Consider the following 16,292-nt stretch of genomic DNA (forward strand, 5'->3'; position numbering starts at 1 on the left):
GATCGCCGCGGACGGCGCGCTCGGACGCCGCCGGCCGGCCCGCGGGGCAGGACCTCGGGAGCGCTCCACGAGGCGGCGCTCTCCCCACGCGCACCGGCCCGGGTCGCGGCCCCGTCGTGGTGTGACGGAATGCCGCAATGTGACAGCGGCGTGGGGCGCCCTTGTCCGCCCTGACGCCATCAGGAGATCAGCAGCGCTGAATCTCTCCATGGACGGGGACAAAAACCGGCCGTGTCGCTGAATTCCACCGGGACACGAGGATCGGCCGGACGACCTCAGGGTTGGCATCAACCGTGAATGAGCGCGGGTGCGACGACCGCTCGGCCTCGCACCGAGCGCGAGGCACCGACGACAGCATCGACGAGCCTCGGAGAGGCGCGCGCGCCGTGCCATGGCAGCGCGCCTCTCCAAGGGGGTCCCTTCACGGGAGCTCCACAGAACATGGCTGCATCGAGACCGGCGCGAGGACGCCGGCATACGGCCATACGTCGAGTTCGATCGAATCGGGCGCGCATCGGAGGACGCCGATCCTCGCCGGCGCACGATCGATGGAATGGGTTGACGATGGGCTCGTTGCAGGCCGGAGGCTTTGCGCTCATCCGTGAAACGACGAACCGAAACTTCAATCTTCGAGGTAATACAAGCATGAAGTCTCTCAAGTCTCGTGTTCTCTCGGGCGCCTTCGCTGCTCTCATGACCCTCGGCGTGGCGGCCCCCGCGCTGGCATCCTGGGAGGCGCCGGACGCCAGCGACGCGCCGGATTACACGACCGTCACGAGCGCGCTCCTGAACCTCCCGGTCCAGATCACGAACCTCCTCGGGCTGGTGAACGTCGACCCGGATCACATCAAGGTCGTCTACCTCGAAGACATCCTCTCCGGCGACGCGCTCGTGGACGTGGACAACACGCTGAACCACCTGCTCGTGGACCTCCAGGTCGTGAACCTGCAGAACACGCTGAACGGGCTCGACCTCCTCAACGACGTGACGATCGGCGATATCCTCAGCGACAATGACGTCGACATCTCGGACGTCGTCGCCGTCAAGGTCTTCGACGACGGCAAGGTCCTCGTGTTCTGCAAGTAGCTTCTGCAAGTAGCGCGCCGGCGCCGCGCGGCGCGGGCCGCCGGCGGCGGCGCAGGGGGGAGCCCGGGAGGCAGCGCGCCTTCCGGGCTCGCTCGTCGTGACCGCCCCCGGCCGATCTCGTCGAGCGCGCGGTCCTCCCGGCCGGCCGGCGCAGGGCCGGCCTCCGCTCGACGGCCGCGGAGGGGGGATCACCGCGTGGCCCGCCGCGTGCTCAGGCTGCCTCCCGAGGTCCGCTCGCCCGCGGCTGCCCCGGTGGCGCCGCCCGGGCCGAGGGGGCCCGGGAGACAACTGCGATGCAACATCGAATGGACGTGCTGGCGCCCCAGGTTCGCGCGAACCCGTATCCTTATTATGCCGAGCTCCGCCGCCACAACCCGGTCTGTCAGGTCGATCCCGGCGGGATGTGGGCTGTCAGCCGGTATGCGGACGTGCTCTTCGTCCTGAAGAGCCCAGAGCTCTTCTCGTCCCAGGGCTTCAAGGCGGCGTGGCAGCCGCCGTGGGTGGGCTACAACCCCCTGGCCAACTCGATGCTCGCGCTCGATCCGCCGGAGCACACGCGGATGCGCGCGCTGATCCACCGGGCGTTCGGCGCCCGCGCCGTCGCCCGGCTGGAGCCTCGCGTCCGCGCGGTCGCCGAGGAGCTCGCGGACGGCCTCGCGGGGGGCGAGGTCGACTTCATCGACGCCCTCGCCATGCCGCTTCCGGCCTTCGTCATCGGCGAGGTGCTCGGGCTCGACGGCGGGCTCCGCGCGCACTTCAAGCGATGGGCCGACGACATCCTCTCGGTCACGCCCGATCCCGAGCCCCCCGCCCACGCAGGGCGCATCCGGACGACCATCGCGGAGCTGACCGGGTACCTGGGAGAGGTCGTCGCGGCCCGGCGCCGCGCGCCCGCGGACGACACGGTGAGCGATCTGATCCGCGCCGAGCTCGACGGACAGGCCCTGACGGACACCGAGATCATCGATTTCCTCGTCCTGCTGCTGCTGGGCGGCCTCGAGACGACGACCCACCTCCTCGGCAATGCGCTGCGCTTCCTCGCCGAGCACCCGGAGATGATGCAGCGCCTCTGCGCCGCGCCCGACCTCGTCCCGCTCTTCGTCGAGGAGGCGCTCCGCCATGACGGTCCGAGCCAGTCCGTCCCCCGGCTCACCACCCGGGAGGTCTCGCTCGCCGGCGTGACGCTGCCGCGCGGCGCGCCGGTGCTCGCGCTCGTGGCCTCGGCCAACCGCGACGAGCGGCAGTTCCCCGATCCAGACCGGTTCGACCTGCACCGCGGCTCCCACGGTGGGCTCCAGTTCGGCCACGGCATCCATTTCTGCATCGGCGCGGCGCTGGCGCGCATGGAGGCCCGCGCGGCGCTGGAAGCGCTGGTCGCGCGGTTCCGCCGCGTCGAGCGCGGCCCGGGGGAGATCCTCTACAACAGCACGCTCACGGTGCGTGGCCCCGTCGCCTTGCCGCTGCGGTTCATCGCGCGCTGAGGCCGCGCCGGCGGCTCGCCGCGCGCCGCCGCGCGCTGGCCGGCGATGAGCCCGCCGCGGGCCGCGCGACGGGCTCATCGGCTCCGGTACGGATCCTGCTCCCCGGTCGCCGCGCCCGGCGCTCTGGATCGAGACCGCATCCCGAGGCCGTCTGCTGCGCGCGGCGCGCCGGAGCCATGCAGACGTCAGAATACCTCGTCGAGGAGGTGCTGGAGGAAGACACGGACTTCACGCTCCTCCGCGCGCACGAGCGGACCGGGCCGGGCGTCCTCGTCAAGGTCTCGAAGGCCGCCCGCCCGTCGACGGTCGAGCTCGAGGCGCTGCGGCGCGAGCTGGAGGCGACCCGGCTGGTCGGCGGCGACGTGGCCGTGGCGGCGCTGCGGCTCGACGCGCTCGATGGACGGCCGGCGCTCGTCTTCCAGGACGACGGAGCGACGCCGCTCGCCCGCCTCACCGGCGCCCCCCTGGAGCTCGGCCGGTTCCTCGCGCTCGCCATCCGCATCGCCGAGGCCCTCGCGACGATCCACGGGCGGCAGGTCGTCCACCTCGGCCTCACCCCGCGCCGCGTGATGCTCCTGCCGGGCGGCCAGATCAAGCTCACCGGGTTCGGGCCCGCGTCCGTCTCGACGAGCGCCCGCGGCGCCGCGCCGGCGCGCACCTCGCCCTGCGCGTGGCCGTACCTGTCGCTCGAGCAGGCGGGTCGGATCGGCCTGTCGGTGGATCACCGGTCGGACCTCTACTCCCTCGGCGTGATCCTGTTCGAGCTCCTCACGGGGCGGCTGCCGTTCGCGGCGAGCGACCAGCTCGGCTGGATCCACGCCCACCTCGCGGTCGCGCCGCCGTCGCCGCTCGCGTTCGTCCCGGAGCTGCCCCCGCCCGTGGCCGAGATCGTCCTGAAGCTGCTCGAGAAGCTGCCCGAGGATCGCTACCAGAGCGCCGCCGGCCTCCGCCACGACCTCGCCCGGTGCCTCGAGGCGCACAGGACCGAGGGCCGGATCGCGCCGTTCCCGCTGGGCCAGGCGGACGTGCCGCCCCCGCTGCGGCTCTGCGCCGGCGTCTACGGCCGGTACGACGAGCTCACGCGGCTGGAGGGCGCGCTCGCGCGGGCCTCGTGCGACGGCCGGACCGAGGTCGTGCTGCTCTCCGGCCCGCCCGGGATCGGCAAGACGAGCCTCGTCCGGCGCCTGCGCGAGGTCGCCGGCGGGCGCGCGGCGCGCTTCGCGGAGGGCCGCTGCGACGCCGCCCCGCGCGGCGTCCCGTGCGGCGCGCTCCTCCGGGCGCTCGACGGCGCGCTCTCGAAGGCGCTCGCGGAGGGCGGGGCGTCGCTCGCGGAGCTCACGGACCGCCTCCCGGACGCCCTCGGCCAGAACGCCCCGCTGCTCTCCCGCCTGGTCCCGGCGCTCGCGCGGATCGTCGACCGGGAGGCGCCGGTGCCCGAGCTGCCGCTCCAGGACGCCGCGTGCCGGGTCCTGCTCACCGTGAACCGGCTCCTCGGCGCGATGGCGCGGCCGGGGAGGCCGCTCGTCGTCTTCCTGGACGATCTCCAGTGGGCCGACGCCGGCACCCTGCGGATGATCGAGAGCTGGGTGACCGATCCCGACGTCCGCCACACGCTGCTCCTCGGCGCGTGGACGGGCCCCGAGGCCGCCGATTCCCACGGCGTGCACCGGATGCTCCACCGGCTCGACCGGCACGGCGTCGCCGTGAGCAAGATCGCGATCGCCCCGCTGCCCGCCCAGACCGTGACGTGCTGGCTGGCCGACTCGCTGCGCTGCTGCCAGGAGGAGGTCGCGCCGCTCGCCGCGCTCCTCACCGACCGGACGGGGGGCAACCCGCTGTTCATCGGGCAGCTCGTGGGCTCGCTCCACCGGGACGGCCTGATCCGCTTCTGCCCGGCCACCCGGGCTTTCCGGTGGGCTCTCGCGGCGATCCAGGCGAGCCGCGGCCCGGAGGACCTCGCCGGGCTCATCGCCGCGGTCCTCGGCGCGCTCCGCCCGGCGACGCGGGAGGCGCTGCGGCTGCTCGCGTGCCACGGCGAGGCCGCGGATCCGGCGACCCTGGCGATCCTCCTGGATTGCCCGGAGGGCGCCGTCATCGAGCGCCTGGCCGACGCCTTCGCGCAACAGCTCGTCGTGCGGACGGAGAGGGACGTCCGGTTCCTGCACGACCGCATCCGGCAGGTGGCCGACGATCTCACGCCCGCCGCGCGGCGGCCCGAGGCGCACCTCGCCATCGGGCGCGCCTTGCTCCGCGGCACGCCGCCCGAGCGCCTCGACGCCCGGCTCTTCGAGATCGTGCGCCACCTCGACCGCGGCGCCTCGTGCGTGACGTCGCCGGAGGAGCGGGCGCGCATCGCCGACCTCGAGCTCCGGGCGGCCCGGGGGGCCCTGGCCATGCTCGACCACGACGCGGCCGTCGCGCGCTGCGCCGCGGGGCTCGACCTGCTCCGGGGCGACGGCGCCGTGTCGCGCCGCGAGCTCGCCTTCGCGCTCGAGGTCGCGCTCGTCCAGGGCCGCTTCCTGATGGGCGACGTCGCCGCCGCGGAGCGCGCCGGCCGCGCGCTGCTCGCGCGCGCCGGAGCCGAGCGCGCGCCCTCGGAGGTCGGCTCCCTCTGCGTGATGCTCGCCGCGATCCAGACCGCCGACGGCGCGATGGCGGCCGCCGTCGAGACCTGCCTCGCGGGCCTGCGCCGGTGCGGGGTGGACCTGCCGCGCCACCCGGACGCCGCCGCGGTCGACGCCGCCATGGCCGCGACCCTGGCGCGCCTCGAGGGTCGCCCCATCGCCGCCCTGGCCGACCTGCCGCCCATGACCGATCCGGACGCCCGGGCCGCGTGCGATCTCGCCGCCACCCTGTTCACGCCGGCCTTCGCGACCGACCGGGACCTCTTCCACCTCGCCGGCAGCGCGGCCGTGCGCCTCTCGCTCGCGCACGGGAACACGAGCAGCTCCGCGGCCGCGTATGCGACGTTCGGGCTCGGCCTGGCCGATCGGCACCGGGGTTACGGGGACGCGTTCGCCTTCGGAGAGGCCGGGTACCGGCTCGCGCAGCGCGAGGAGCACGCCGCCGGCAGGGCCAGGGCGGGCTTCGTGTTCGCCGCGCTGCTCGGCTACCTGCGGTGGCCGGTCCGGCGCTGCCTCGAGCTGCTCCGGCGCGAGCTGGCGGCGGCGGACTCCCTCGGCTGCCGCCACTTCGCGAGCTACTTCGGCCATCAGCTCGTCACGTTCCGGCTGTTCGCCGGCGACCACCTCGACGACGTGGCCGAGGAGGCGGCCCGGCGCGCCGCGTTCGCCAGGCGCGCCGGCAACCGGCTCGTCGAGGAGGCGCTCGGCCACCAGGAGCGGCTGATCGAGCGGCTGCGCGACCCCTCGGCCGCCCTCGCCGCGTGCGGGGAGCACGCCCCGCGGCAGCGACGGTCCCCGGCCGCGCGCTTTCACGCCTGGGTGGACGAGCTCCGGGTCCGCGTGCTCTGGGGCGACCCGGAGCGGGCTGCCCAGGCGGCGAGGCAGGCGACGCACGTCGCGCCCGCCTCGCCCTGCCTGCTCGAGGTGCCCGAGTACCACTTCTACGCCGCCCTCGCGCTCGCCTCCGGCCAGGCGCCGGCGCTCCCGCCCGAGGGGCTCGCCGCCGTGCGAGCGCACCTTTCGCACCTCGAGCCGCTGGCCGCGGCTTGCCCGGCGAATTTCGCACACCAGGCCGCCCTGGTCTCCGCGGAGCTCGCCCGGCTCTCCGGCGACGAGCGGGCCGCGGAGCGCGCGTACGAGGAGGCCCTCACCGCGGCCAACGCGGGCGGGTTCGTCCATGTCGAGGCGATCGCCAGCGAGCGCTGCGCCCGCTTCCATCGCCGCCGCGGCGCCGCGGCGGCGGCGGACGCCTACCTCGAGCAGGCGCGCGACGCCTACGAGGCGTGGGGGGCGCAGGCGAAGGTGCTCGCCCTGGTCCAGCAGCACCCTCGGCTCATGAGGCGCCCGTGCTCCGGGCCGGGCGCGGCCGGGCGCCTCGACGCGTGCGGCATCCTCAGGGCCTCGCAGGAGATATCGAGCGCGCTCGTCTCCAGCGACCTGCACGCCCGCCTCCTGTCCGTGGCCCTCGCGCACGCGGGCGCGCAGCGCGGCTGCCTCCTCCTCACGTCGCCGCAGGGCCTGATCCTGGCGGCGGCGAGCGGCGAGGGCGCGGACGCCTTCGGCCCCGCAGGCCGCGGCGCGGCGCCGCACGAGGTCCCCCTGTCGCTCTGCGTGGCGGCCCTCCGCGCCCGCAGGCCGCTCGCGATCGCCGACGCGGCCGCGCCCCACCGCCACGCCGCCGACCCGTATTTCCAGCGCCCCCTCGCCCCTCCGCGATCGGTGCTCGCCGTGCCCATCGCGCGCGGCGGCGAGGCGGTGGGCCTGCTCTACCTCGAGAACAACCAGTCTCCGGGCGCCTTCTCCGGCGCGCAGGCGAGCGTCCTCGACGTGCTGGCCGCGCAGGCGGCGATATCGCTCCAGCACGCGCGGCTCTACGCCGAGCTCCAGCAGGAGAACGCGCAGCGGCGGCGCGCGGAGGCCTGCTTGCAGGAGAGCAGGGCCCTCCTGCAATCCATCCTCGACAACACGCCCACCATCGTCTTCGTCAAGGACGCGGAGGGGCGCTACCTGCTCATCAACCGCCGCTTCCAGGAGCTCTTCCACGTGGGGGCCGAGGAGATCCTCGGCAAGACCGACCATGAGCTCTTCGCGACGGCGCTCGCCGACACGATGCGCGAGAACGATCTCGTCGTCCTGCGGGAGGACCGGGCCGTCGCGTTCGACGAGGAGGTCCCGCTGGCCGACGGCGTGCACGTGTATCTCACGCTCAAGTTCCCGCTGCGCGCCCCGCGCGGCGAGCCTCACGCGCTGTGCGGCATCTCCACCGACGTCACGGAGCGGAAGCGCGCCGAGGAGATGCTGCGGCGCTCCCACTCCCTGCTCGAGGCCACGCTCGAGTCGACGGCGGACGGCATCCTGGTCGTCGATCTGGCGGGCCGGGTCGTGCGGTATAACCGCAGGTTCGTGGAGGTATGGCGTATCCCCGACCACGTGCTCGCCTCCCGCGACGACCGCCTGATGCTCGAGTGCCGCCTAGAGCAGCTCGCGGAGCCCGAGCGGTTCCTGCGCAAGGTCGAGAGCCTCTATGAGAGGCCCGAGGCGAGCAGCGTCGATGTCTTCGCGTTCAAGGACGGTCGGGTCGTCGAGCGTTATTCCCGGCCTCAGCGCCTGAACGGCCGCGTCGTCGGGCGGGTCTGGAGCTTTCGCGACATCACCACGCGCGTGCGCGCGGAGCAGCAGCGGGATCGGCTGCTCGCCGACGAGCGGCGGGCGCGCGCCGAGGCGGAGGAGGCCGTCCGCCTGCGGGACGATTTCCTCTCCGTCGCCTCGCACGAGCTCCGGACGCCCGTGACCAGCCTGCAGCTCGCCGTTCAATCGCTGGCGAAGAAGCTCGCGGGCGGCGCGCCGGACGTCGAGCGGACGCGCTCGGCCGTCGATCTCTGCCGGCGGCAGATCAAGCGCCTCACCACGTTCGTCGACATGCTCCTCGACGTCTCCCGCATCCAGGCGGGGCGCCTCGAGCTCGACCGGACCGAGATCGACTTGCGCGCCGTCGTGGGGGAGGTCGCCGCGTACCTCGGCGATCAGCTCGCGCAGGCGGGCTGCGCGCTCTCGGTGCGAGCGCCCGAGCCGGTCGTCGGCCTGTGGGACGCGCACCGCCTCGAGCAGGTCGTGACCAACCTCCTGACCAACGCGATCAAGTTCGGCGGCGGCAAGCCCATCGAAGTGGTCATCACGCGGGAAGCGAGGGAAGCGGAGGAAGGAGGAGCGACCGCCCGCCTCGCGGTGACGGACCGCGGCATCGGCATCTCCGCCGAGGTGCAGGCGCAGCTCTTCGAGCGGTACCGCCGCGGCGTGTCGTCGCGCCATTACGGCGGGCTGGGGCTCGGACTCTACATCACGCGCACCATCGTGGAGGCGCACGGAGGGCGGGTGAGCGTGGCGAGCGAGATCGGCAGAGGCTCGACCTTCACCGTCGCGCTGCCGCTCTCGCCGCGCGCCGCGGCGCGAGGGCAGGAGCCGCCGGGCGAGGCACGTGATGGCGGCGATGGACGGGATGAAGCGGCCGCGTGAGCCAGGGAGTCGCGGAAGCAGAGGAGGCAGAGGAGGCAGAGGAGGCAGAGAAAGCAGTGGTGGAGCGCCGGAGGCGTGGGCACGTGGTTGACAGCGGGCGCGTGGGCGCTATCCTCTGCACACCGGTCAGGAACAGGATCCGTCATTCCACCGACCGCCGAGTCATGACGGGCCGCGCGTGCGCAAGGCGACGATGGACTCGAAGGGTCCCCTGGTCCCTCGTGGGACATGGGATGATGAGGTCGCGCCATGCGAAAGGCGGAGATCGATGCCCTGGTGCGCGCGCACCGGGGCCGTGCCCGTCCCGTCGCTTTCTTTCACGTGCTTCGCCAACCGGCGCTGGAGCCGGACGATCACGCTTTCCTGACGGAGCACATCGAGGAGCTCGGGGCGTCCGATCTCCTGCGCTGGAGGGCGCGGTGCGAGAGCGGCTTCAGCGGCCCGGTGATCCAGCAGCTCGCGCGGCTCGCGATCAGGGATCCCGCGCACTTCCAGCACGAGGTGCTCGGCGTACCGCGCCTCTCGCTCGAGGAGGAGGAGTGGATCGAGCTCTCGGATCTCGTGCGCGGGAAGGTGCCGGCGGGGATCTACGAGCGCGTGCTCGCGCGCTGCCGGCGTGAGCCGGTCGCGTGGGCCTCGGGGTTCGTGTTCTCGCCCGGGGTTTACCGGGGGCCGGCGCCGCTCCTCGACGGGGACGAGCTCGACGGCCTGGACGCCGAGCGCCCGGCGCTGCGCGATCTGCCGATCGCGAGGATCCTCGCGGCGCGGCGGGCCGGGGTGCTGTCGATCGATGACGGCGCGCTGGCGGCGCTTGCGATGGAGCGCGCGCGGAGCTCGGAGGAGGACTGGAGCGCGGATATCCGCCGTTTCCCCGCGGCGCTCCGGGACGCGATCCTCGAGAAGGCGCGCCGGACGCCGAGGGGGGCAGAGCGGGCCAACCTGCTCGGGTGGCTCGAGGCGCACGGCGTGGCCAGGGCCGCGCTGCTCGACATCGCGCTCGGGGCGATCCGGGCAGGGGGCGACTCGTATGCGGTGCTCTCCTGGCTCTCGCGCCAGCTGGCGACGCGGGCGGCCTGGGACCGGCACGGCCTGGAGACGCTCACGGCGCTGATGTCGAGGCGCGCCTTCTCGGAGATAGGCGAGCTCGTCACGCTCGCGTGGAGCGAGGCGGGCCAGGGCGGCAAGGAGGTCTCGCGCGGGTTCCTGGAGGCGATCCAGGTCGCGTTCGCGCAGGTCCTGCTCGGGATGGCGCGGGAGGCGCTCGCGGTGGGCCATCAGGCGGGCGCGATGGCGGCGCTCTCGGCGCTGGCGTGCCTCGACCCGCCCTCGCGGGTGAGCCGCGCGGTGCACGAGCTCCGGCGCGCGCCGGGCGCGGACGCGAGCCGGGATGTCGCGGAGCTCATCGCGGTGAACGAGCGGCTGGTGAAGCACAGCGACGCGCGCGACGCCTCCCTGGAAGGGTTCGTGGCCGCCCTCCACGCGATCGCGGACGCCGCCTGCTGATCGCCCCGGGCGCGACGTCGCCCGCCGCGGCCGGCCCGATCGGCGCCGGCCGCGCGCGGCACGCCGCGGGGGCGTAGGCGTAGGCGCGAGGGCCCTCCGCGGGTCGCGTCCGCCGCCGGCGCCGGGGGCGCTGGCGACGAGCCGCACGCCGGCGAGGTGGCTTGTCGAGGCGGGACGGGCGTTCGCCGTCTCGTTCATCGCGGGACGGGCGTTCGCCGTCTCGTTCATCGCGGGACGGGCGTTCGCCGTCTCGTTCATCGCGGGACCGGCGTTCGCCGTCTCGTTCATCGCGGGCTCGGCGTTCGCCGTCTCGTTCATCGCGGGACCGGCGTTCGCCGTCTCGTTCATCGCGGGACCGGCGTTCGCCGTCTCGTTCATCGCGGGACCGGCGTTCGCCGTCCCTTGAGCGCGGACTCTGAAGGAGCACGCCGATGGCGTTCATCAACTACGCGACCCGAGAGATTTATTGCAAGATCGTCTATTACGGCCCCGGCCTCTGCGGGAAGACCACGAACGTTCAGTACGTGTACGACCGCACCGTGGCGAGCGCCAAAGGGCGGCTCATCTCGCTCAAGACCGAGAGCGATCGCACGCTGTTCTTCGATTTCCTGCCGATCGATCTCGGGGCGCTGTCCGGCTTCCGGACACGGCTGCAGCTATATACCGTGCCGGGGCAGATCTTCTACAAGGCGAGCCGCAAGCTGATCCTGAAGGGGCTCGACGGGATCGTGTTCGTGGCGGACTCGCAGCGCGCCCGGCTCGACGCGAACCTGGAGTCGATGGCCGACCTCTGGGACAACCTGCGCGACGAGGGCCGTTCGCCGGGGCGGCTGCCGCTCGTGATCCAGTACAACAAGCGCGATCTCGACGGGATCGCGGGGGTCACCGAGCTCCGCGAGCTCCTCAACCCGGGCGGAGCTCCCGAGTTCGAGGCCGCGGCGGCGAGCGGCCGCGGGGTATTCGATACCCTGAGGGAGATCGCGAAGCTCGCCCTCAAGGAGCTGGAGCGCGGGAGCCGGTAGGGCTTTCGCGCGCAGCCCGGCTCGTGTACGACACGCGGGGCCATGTCCAGGTACCGCAGCGAGCTCGAGGTGGTGCGGTTCAACATCGACGAGCTCGAGGAGCGGCTGCACCGCGTGCGCGAGGAGCAGATCCGCCTCGAGGCGGAGGCGAACCTCGGCCCCCGCGCACCCCGGCTGTTCAGCCGGAGCATGTACCACCTCGGCCGGGCGCTCGCGCGGCTCTGGCGCAGGCGCCCTCACGCGCCCGCGCAGGAGCTCGCGACGGCGCGAGCCCGCCTCGCCTGGCTCGAGGAGCGGGTGGCGGCGGCCGAGGCGGCGCTCTCGCAGGCGAGGGACGAGGCCGCGAGGCGCGCCCGGGAGAGCGCTCCTGGCCCGGGGTCGACCCCGCCGGCGCGCCCGACGCCGACGCCGCCCTATGGCGCGCTGCCCCGCGGCGCGGCGTACGCGCTCGGCCGGACGTTCAGGCGGCTGCGCCGCCGCTGATCCGGCGCAGGGCGCGGACGGCTCGCCGCCGGGAGGCCTTCCGCCGCGGCGCTGCACCGCCGAACGGGCTGAAACTCGTACAAATTCAAAAGGTTGTGCCCCCCAGCGGCTCCGTCGCGGAGCGTGAATGTAGCCGTAGCCGTAGCCGTGGCCGTGAACGTCTCATCATCCGTCACATCTCGCTCAAGCCCTCGAAATAATTGGACTTTACCCTCGGGCCCAATGCGAGTAATTTCGCGAGGTTAGGCGAGATGCGATGGATGCTCAGACGTCCACGTTCACGTCGGTGAACGCTGAGGGGGCGATTCGGGCGTCGGGCCCCGAGCGCGACCGGATGAGCTTGGTTCACGGTGAACACCCATGCCCAGGGGGGTCGGCGATCATCACCAGGGAGCCACCGTCAGTTTGAATGACGAGCTCGAGGGCGACGCGCTCCGGCAGCCTGAGGTGAGGCCGTGAGCCACGCCGGGCGCCGCGGCGCCGGCCTCTTGCGGTCTGCGCGCCCCGACCCACGTTTCTGAGGAGGAGGGCACGCCATGACAGAGAGATTCACGTACCATGTCATGCCGGATCCCGACGGCTGGGGCTGGATCGTCGCGGCCGAGGGATACGTCAGCCGCTCGCTCCCGTACGGCACGAAGGACGAAGCGATCGAGATCGCGGAGGACCTCGTCCGCCGGCACCCGGGGAGCACGCTCCTCATCGACCACCAGCCCCCGCGGCTCACGCCGGTCGAGATCGAGCACAGGCTGGCCGCCTGAGCGCGACCGCGCTGGCACACGCGCCGCGTGCCAGCGCTGCGGCGGACGAGCGCGACAACTCCGCTGACCGGCAGCGGACGAGCGCGACAGCCTCGCTGCCGCGCTCCTCGCCTCCCGTGCGTCCCAGCGCTGCCGCGCCCCGACGAGGCGGTCAGGCGGTCCGCTTCTCCTTGCCCTTGCTCTCCTCGAGCTGCTTGCCGGCGGGCTGGACCGTGATCCGCCGCGCCTGCACCTCCGGGCGCTTCGGGACCCTCACGCTCAGGACACCGTTCTTCAGCTCGGCCGTCACCTCGTCCGCGTTCGCCCCCTCGGGCAGCGTGAACGCGCGGCAGAAGCTCCCGTAGCTGCGCTCGTACGCGAAGTAGCGGTCGTCCTCGCGCCTCTCCTCCTCCTCACGCTTGCCGCTGATCTGGATTCGATTCCCGGTCACCGAGATATCGAGATCCTTCTCGTCCACGCCGGGGAGATCCGCGCAGATGACGAACGCGTCCTTCGTCTCCTTGAGCTCGATCTCCGGGGTGAACGCGCGCTCGGCCCAGCCTCCCAGGGACTCCATCTCGCGGAACGGGCCCCAGCGGAGCAGGTCTCGCATCATCTGGAACGGATCGGTGCGGAGCGGATCCCAGCCTCGCGAAAGGGAGCCAGGCTCGCGCTCTCTTCTATGGATCAGGTTCGCCATAGAGGCCTCCTTTCTCTCCTTCTGCGGCGAGCATGTGGCCCCGCGTCGCCAAGTCAATAGGACCCCGCGGGCGCGATCGACCCCGGCGCGGACAGCCGCGACCGAGCCCGCGACGAGGCGGCCCGGGTGCACTCTCGACGCCGGGTGGAGCCCGTGCAGCCCCCCCCAGCGGCGCGCCGGAATTCACGCCGTCGCCGAGCACTGCAATTCTCCGATCTGGCGAAAACGCACCACTTCGATGCCATTTGTCATCGATGAGCTTCGGGTTCTGCGCGGACGCGAGCGGTCCCAGCCAGCATCCAGCGCTCGCCAGCGTGACGGCGAACGGCTCCGGGAGCAGCAGCTCCAGCTCCAGCAGCAGCAGCTCCAGCGGGAGCGGCGGTGGCGGGACCGGCGGCAGCGGCGGTGGCGGGACCGGCGGCAGCGGCGGCGCCGCCCCGACCGGCCATTACCAGATGGAGGACCTCGACCGCGGCGTGGTCGCCGTCAAGGTGCCTGACGGCGTCTATGTCGGTTGGAGGATGTTCGGCTACGAGCACGATCCGGCGAGCCCGGGCGCGATCTCCTACGATGTGTACCGGAACGGCACCCGCGTCGCGAACGTCACGAACAGCACCAATTACCTCGATCGCTCCGGCACGACCTCGTCGACGTACTCCATCCGGGCCGTCGTCGGCGGCGTCGCGCAGGCGGCGTCGCCGGCCGCCGCCACCTGGAGCCAGAACACCCTGCGCATCCGAGCTTCCACATCGGCGGCGGCATGGCCACGCCGCCCAGGCCGGACATCCACGTCAAGTAGCGTCCGGGGGCGCCGGGCGGCGCGCGCAGCGGACGAGTCGCGGATGAGGCGCCCGCTCCGCGAAGATGGGCGCCCGCTCTCCATCGGGTCGCGTGTTATCGTCGACCGGGCGACCGACCTCGTGGGGGAGGTCCCGGCGCTCGAGGAGCGCGAGGAGCGACAATGGCAAAGAGAGTGGCGCTGGTGACGGGGGCGAGCACGGGGATCGGCCGGAGCGTGGCGGAGAGGCTCGCCCGGAACGGCTATGTGGCCTTCGCGGGCATGCGCGATCCCGAGGGGAAGAACCGGGCGGCGCGCGACGAGGTGGCCGGCCTTTCGGCCGCGGGGATCCCGATCGAGGCGGTCGCGCTCGACGTGACGGACGACGACTCCGTGGTCGCGGCGGTCGCGACGGTGGTGGAGAAGGCGGGGCAGATCGATGTGGTCCTGAGCAACGCGGGCAACTGCCTGATGGGGCTGACCGAGTGCAGCAGCGTCGATCAGCTGCGACGGCTCTTCGATACGCACGTCTTCGGGACGCAGCGCGTCTGTCGCGCCGTGCTGCCGCACATGCGCCGGCGAAAGACGGGGGTGCTCGCCTTCACGTCCAGCCTGTCAGGGCGCATCATCTTGCCGACCACCGTGCATTACTCCGCGGCCAAGGCCGCGATGGAGATGATCGCCGAGGGGTACAAGCAGGAGCTCGGCTCGTTCGGGATCGACGTCGTGATCCTGCAGCCGGGCCTGGTCCAGACGAAGGTCTTCAACAACATGTGGCTGAACGACGACGAGGCGCGCGCCGCCGAGTACGGGGCGCTCGGCGGGAGGGCGAGCGCCACGCTCGCGCACGCCAAGACCCTGACGGGCCCCGCCCCGGAGGAGCTCGCGGACGTGCTGCTGAAGCTCCTCGAGATGCCGCACGGCCAGCGACCGCTGCGCACCACGTTCGGCGCGGACGCGGCCGTCGTCGGCCCGGTGAACGTCGCCGCGGACGAGGCCACGCGGGCGCTGCGCGCCATGCTCGGGCTCTAGCGCTGCTGCGGGAAGTCGGGTCGAGAGGCGAACCGCCGTGACGCCAAGGGCGCCAAGAAACCAGGGAAGTAGAAGGGGAAGATGGAGGGACAACCGTTCCCCTCTCTTCTTGGCGTCGTTGGCGCCATGGCGGTTCTTCTGCTGATCCGGGGCAACTTCCCATCTTCCGAATAGCCGCGGAAGGCCTCCAGAACATCGGCCGCCCAGAGGGGCCGATGCTCCCTCCGCAGGTGTTCGTAGATTGCCCGGCCGGCGAACAGAGGCCTTCCGCTCTCCCAGGCTGCCAATGCCTCGTCGATGTGCTGGCGCTTCATGCGAAGACGTCGGTTGAGCCGGCGGCGGCGCCCCGCCGAAAGGGCCTCATTTGGGCAGCAGCGGTCGCTCCCGCTCACCATTCAAGTCGGCTCCGCCAGTAGCCGGGCCTTCGGCTCGTGTGGCCAAGCGCCAGCACGAGGACATGCTCGTCCCGGACGACGAGGTACGCCACGTACGGGAACCGCGTGAACAGGAACCGACGGATGACCTTACTGCCCGGGACGCGAGGCCATGTGGTCGGGCTCGCCGCGATCGCATTCAGTACGCGATCGGCCTCGGCCAACAGATCGTCACCGAGGCCCTCTCGCTCCTGCTCGTACCCGTCCGCGGCGGCGGTCAGCTCAGCATCCGCGTCGTCGAGAACGACGACCTCACCTGCGGTTCGTGCGGAGACGCCTGGCGAGCCGCTCCCGAACAGCGTCCCAGGGCTCGATCGTCGCCGTGCCGCGGTCGACGTCCTGCAGACGTCGCTCAACCTCGACGAGCCAGGCAGCCTCGACGTCCTCGTCCGCCGGTCCGTCGAGGCTCGCGATCAAGCGCTTCGCGACGTCTGCTCGCTCCTCCGGCGGAAGCTGCAGGGCCTCGGCGAGCACGGCATTCGGCGCACCGGGGACCCCGACGCCCGCCTCCTGGCGACGCTCGTGTTCAAGCGGAAGGTCCTCTCTGCAGACGAGCTGGACGCGATGGTCCGGGAGATCGGCTATCCCAAGCTGCTCGACTGGTCCATCGTCAACGTGGTGAAGGCGTCGCGCCACGTCGAGGAGCTGCGTGTCCGCTGGAAGGACTCCGCGAGCGCGCTGGTCGGGCGCGCTGGCTGGAGCCTGACGACGGACCGCGTCGTGAAGCGCCCTGCCGGCCTCGATCTCCCCGCGCTGCTCGACCAGATCGAGGCGGAGATGAAGACGGCGCCGGGCCCGAAGCGGTGGTCGATGAACCACTGCCTCGCCGAGATCGGCATCCGCAATCCCGCGTTGCGCGCCCGCGCCATGCCGCCGGATTGACATCAACTACCCTG

At 72.7% G+C, this 16,292-nt stretch carries 12 protein-coding genes; 10 read left to right on the forward strand and 2 right to left on the reverse strand.

Features of this window, described 5'->3' with window-relative positions:
• Positions 1 to 645: 645 nt before the first annotated feature.
• The 7 genes from WMF31_RS29775 to WMF31_RS29805 all read left to right on the forward strand — a co-directional run bounded on the left by WMF31_RS29775 (position 646) and on the right by WMF31_RS29805 (position 12,473).
• Positions 646 to 1,086 (forward strand): hypothetical protein, encoded by a 441-nt coding sequence (locus tag WMF31_RS29775; RefSeq protein WP_436605191.1) that lies wholly within the window; start codon positions 646 to 648, stop codon positions 1,084 to 1,086.
• 293 nt (positions 1,087 to 1,379) lie between these two features.
• Positions 1,380 to 2,567 (forward strand): cytochrome P450, encoded by a 1,188-nt coding sequence (locus tag WMF31_RS29780; RefSeq protein ID WP_436605192.1) that lies wholly within the window; start codon positions 1,380 to 1,382, stop codon positions 2,565 to 2,567.
• 176 nt (positions 2,568 to 2,743) lie between these two features.
• Positions 2,744 to 8,704, forward strand: a complete 5,961-nt coding sequence (locus tag WMF31_RS29785) for an AAA family ATPase (RefSeq protein WP_436605193.1) — start codon at positions 2,744 to 2,746, stop codon at positions 8,702 to 8,704.
• Between the two features lie 321 nt (positions 8,705 to 9,025).
• Positions 9,026 to 10,207, forward strand: a complete 1,182-nt coding sequence (locus WMF31_RS29790) for a hypothetical protein (RefSeq protein ID WP_436605194.1) — start codon at positions 9,026 to 9,028, stop codon at positions 10,205 to 10,207.
• 431 nt (positions 10,208 to 10,638) lie between these two features.
• Positions 10,639 to 11,229: a GTP-binding protein gene (locus WMF31_RS29795; protein ID WP_436605195.1), complete on the forward strand. Its 591-nt coding sequence runs from the start codon at positions 10,639 to 10,641 to the stop codon at positions 11,227 to 11,229.
• A gap of 42 nt (positions 11,230 to 11,271) precedes the next feature.
• Positions 11,272 to 11,712 carry a hypothetical protein gene (locus tag WMF31_RS29800; protein WP_436605196.1) on the forward strand — a complete coding sequence of 147 codons (441 nt, stop codon included), beginning with the start codon at positions 11,272 to 11,274 and terminating at the stop codon, positions 11,710 to 11,712.
• Between the two features lie 536 nt (positions 11,713 to 12,248).
• Positions 12,249 to 12,473, forward strand: a complete 225-nt coding sequence (locus tag WMF31_RS29805) for a DUF2188 domain-containing protein (protein WP_129346291.1) — start codon at positions 12,249 to 12,251, stop codon at positions 12,471 to 12,473.
• A 151-nt stretch (positions 12,474 to 12,624) separates the two neighbouring features.
• On the opposite strand, the gene WMF31_RS29810 is transcribed toward WMF31_RS29805, so the two are convergent.
• Complete coding sequence (locus WMF31_RS29810; protein ID WP_436605197.1) at positions 12,625 to 13,152, reverse strand: Hsp20/alpha crystallin family protein; 528 nt, start codon at positions 13,150 to 13,152, stop codon at positions 12,625 to 12,627.
• A gap of 254 nt (positions 13,153 to 13,406) precedes the next feature.
• Here WMF31_RS29810 and WMF31_RS29815 point away from each other — a divergent pair, with 254 nt between their 5' ends.
• Complete coding sequence (locus WMF31_RS29815; RefSeq protein WP_436605198.1) at positions 13,407 to 14,138, forward strand: hypothetical protein; 732 nt, start codon at positions 13,407 to 13,409, stop codon at positions 14,136 to 14,138.
• A complete protein-coding gene (locus tag WMF31_RS29820; protein ID WP_436605199.1) occupies positions 14,114 to 14,962 on the forward strand; it encodes an SDR family NAD(P)-dependent oxidoreductase in 849 nt (282 codons plus the stop codon). The genes WMF31_RS29815 and WMF31_RS29820 overlap by 25 nt, the downstream gene beginning before the upstream one ends.
• A gap of 686 nt (positions 14,963 to 15,648) precedes the next feature.
• On the opposite strand, the gene WMF31_RS29825 is transcribed toward WMF31_RS29820, so the two are convergent.
• Positions 15,649 to 15,870 (reverse strand): addiction module protein, encoded by a 222-nt coding sequence (locus tag WMF31_RS29825; protein WP_436606615.1) that lies wholly within the window; start codon positions 15,868 to 15,870, stop codon positions 15,649 to 15,651.
• A 3-nt stretch (positions 15,871 to 15,873) separates the two neighbouring features.
• Between WMF31_RS29825 and WMF31_RS29830 the strand changes: the two genes are divergently transcribed.
• Positions 15,874 to 16,278 (forward strand): DNA alkylation repair protein, encoded by a 405-nt coding sequence (locus WMF31_RS29830; protein WP_436606616.1) that lies wholly within the window; start codon positions 15,874 to 15,876, stop codon positions 16,276 to 16,278.
• Positions 16,279 to 16,292 lie beyond the last annotated feature (14 nt).

Origin of the sequence: Sorangium sp. So ce1036 (assembly GCF_051369805.1) — a bacterium.
Classification (GTDB): Bacteria; Myxococcota_A; Polyangia; order Polyangiales; family Polyangiaceae; genus Sorangium; species Sorangium cellulosum_F.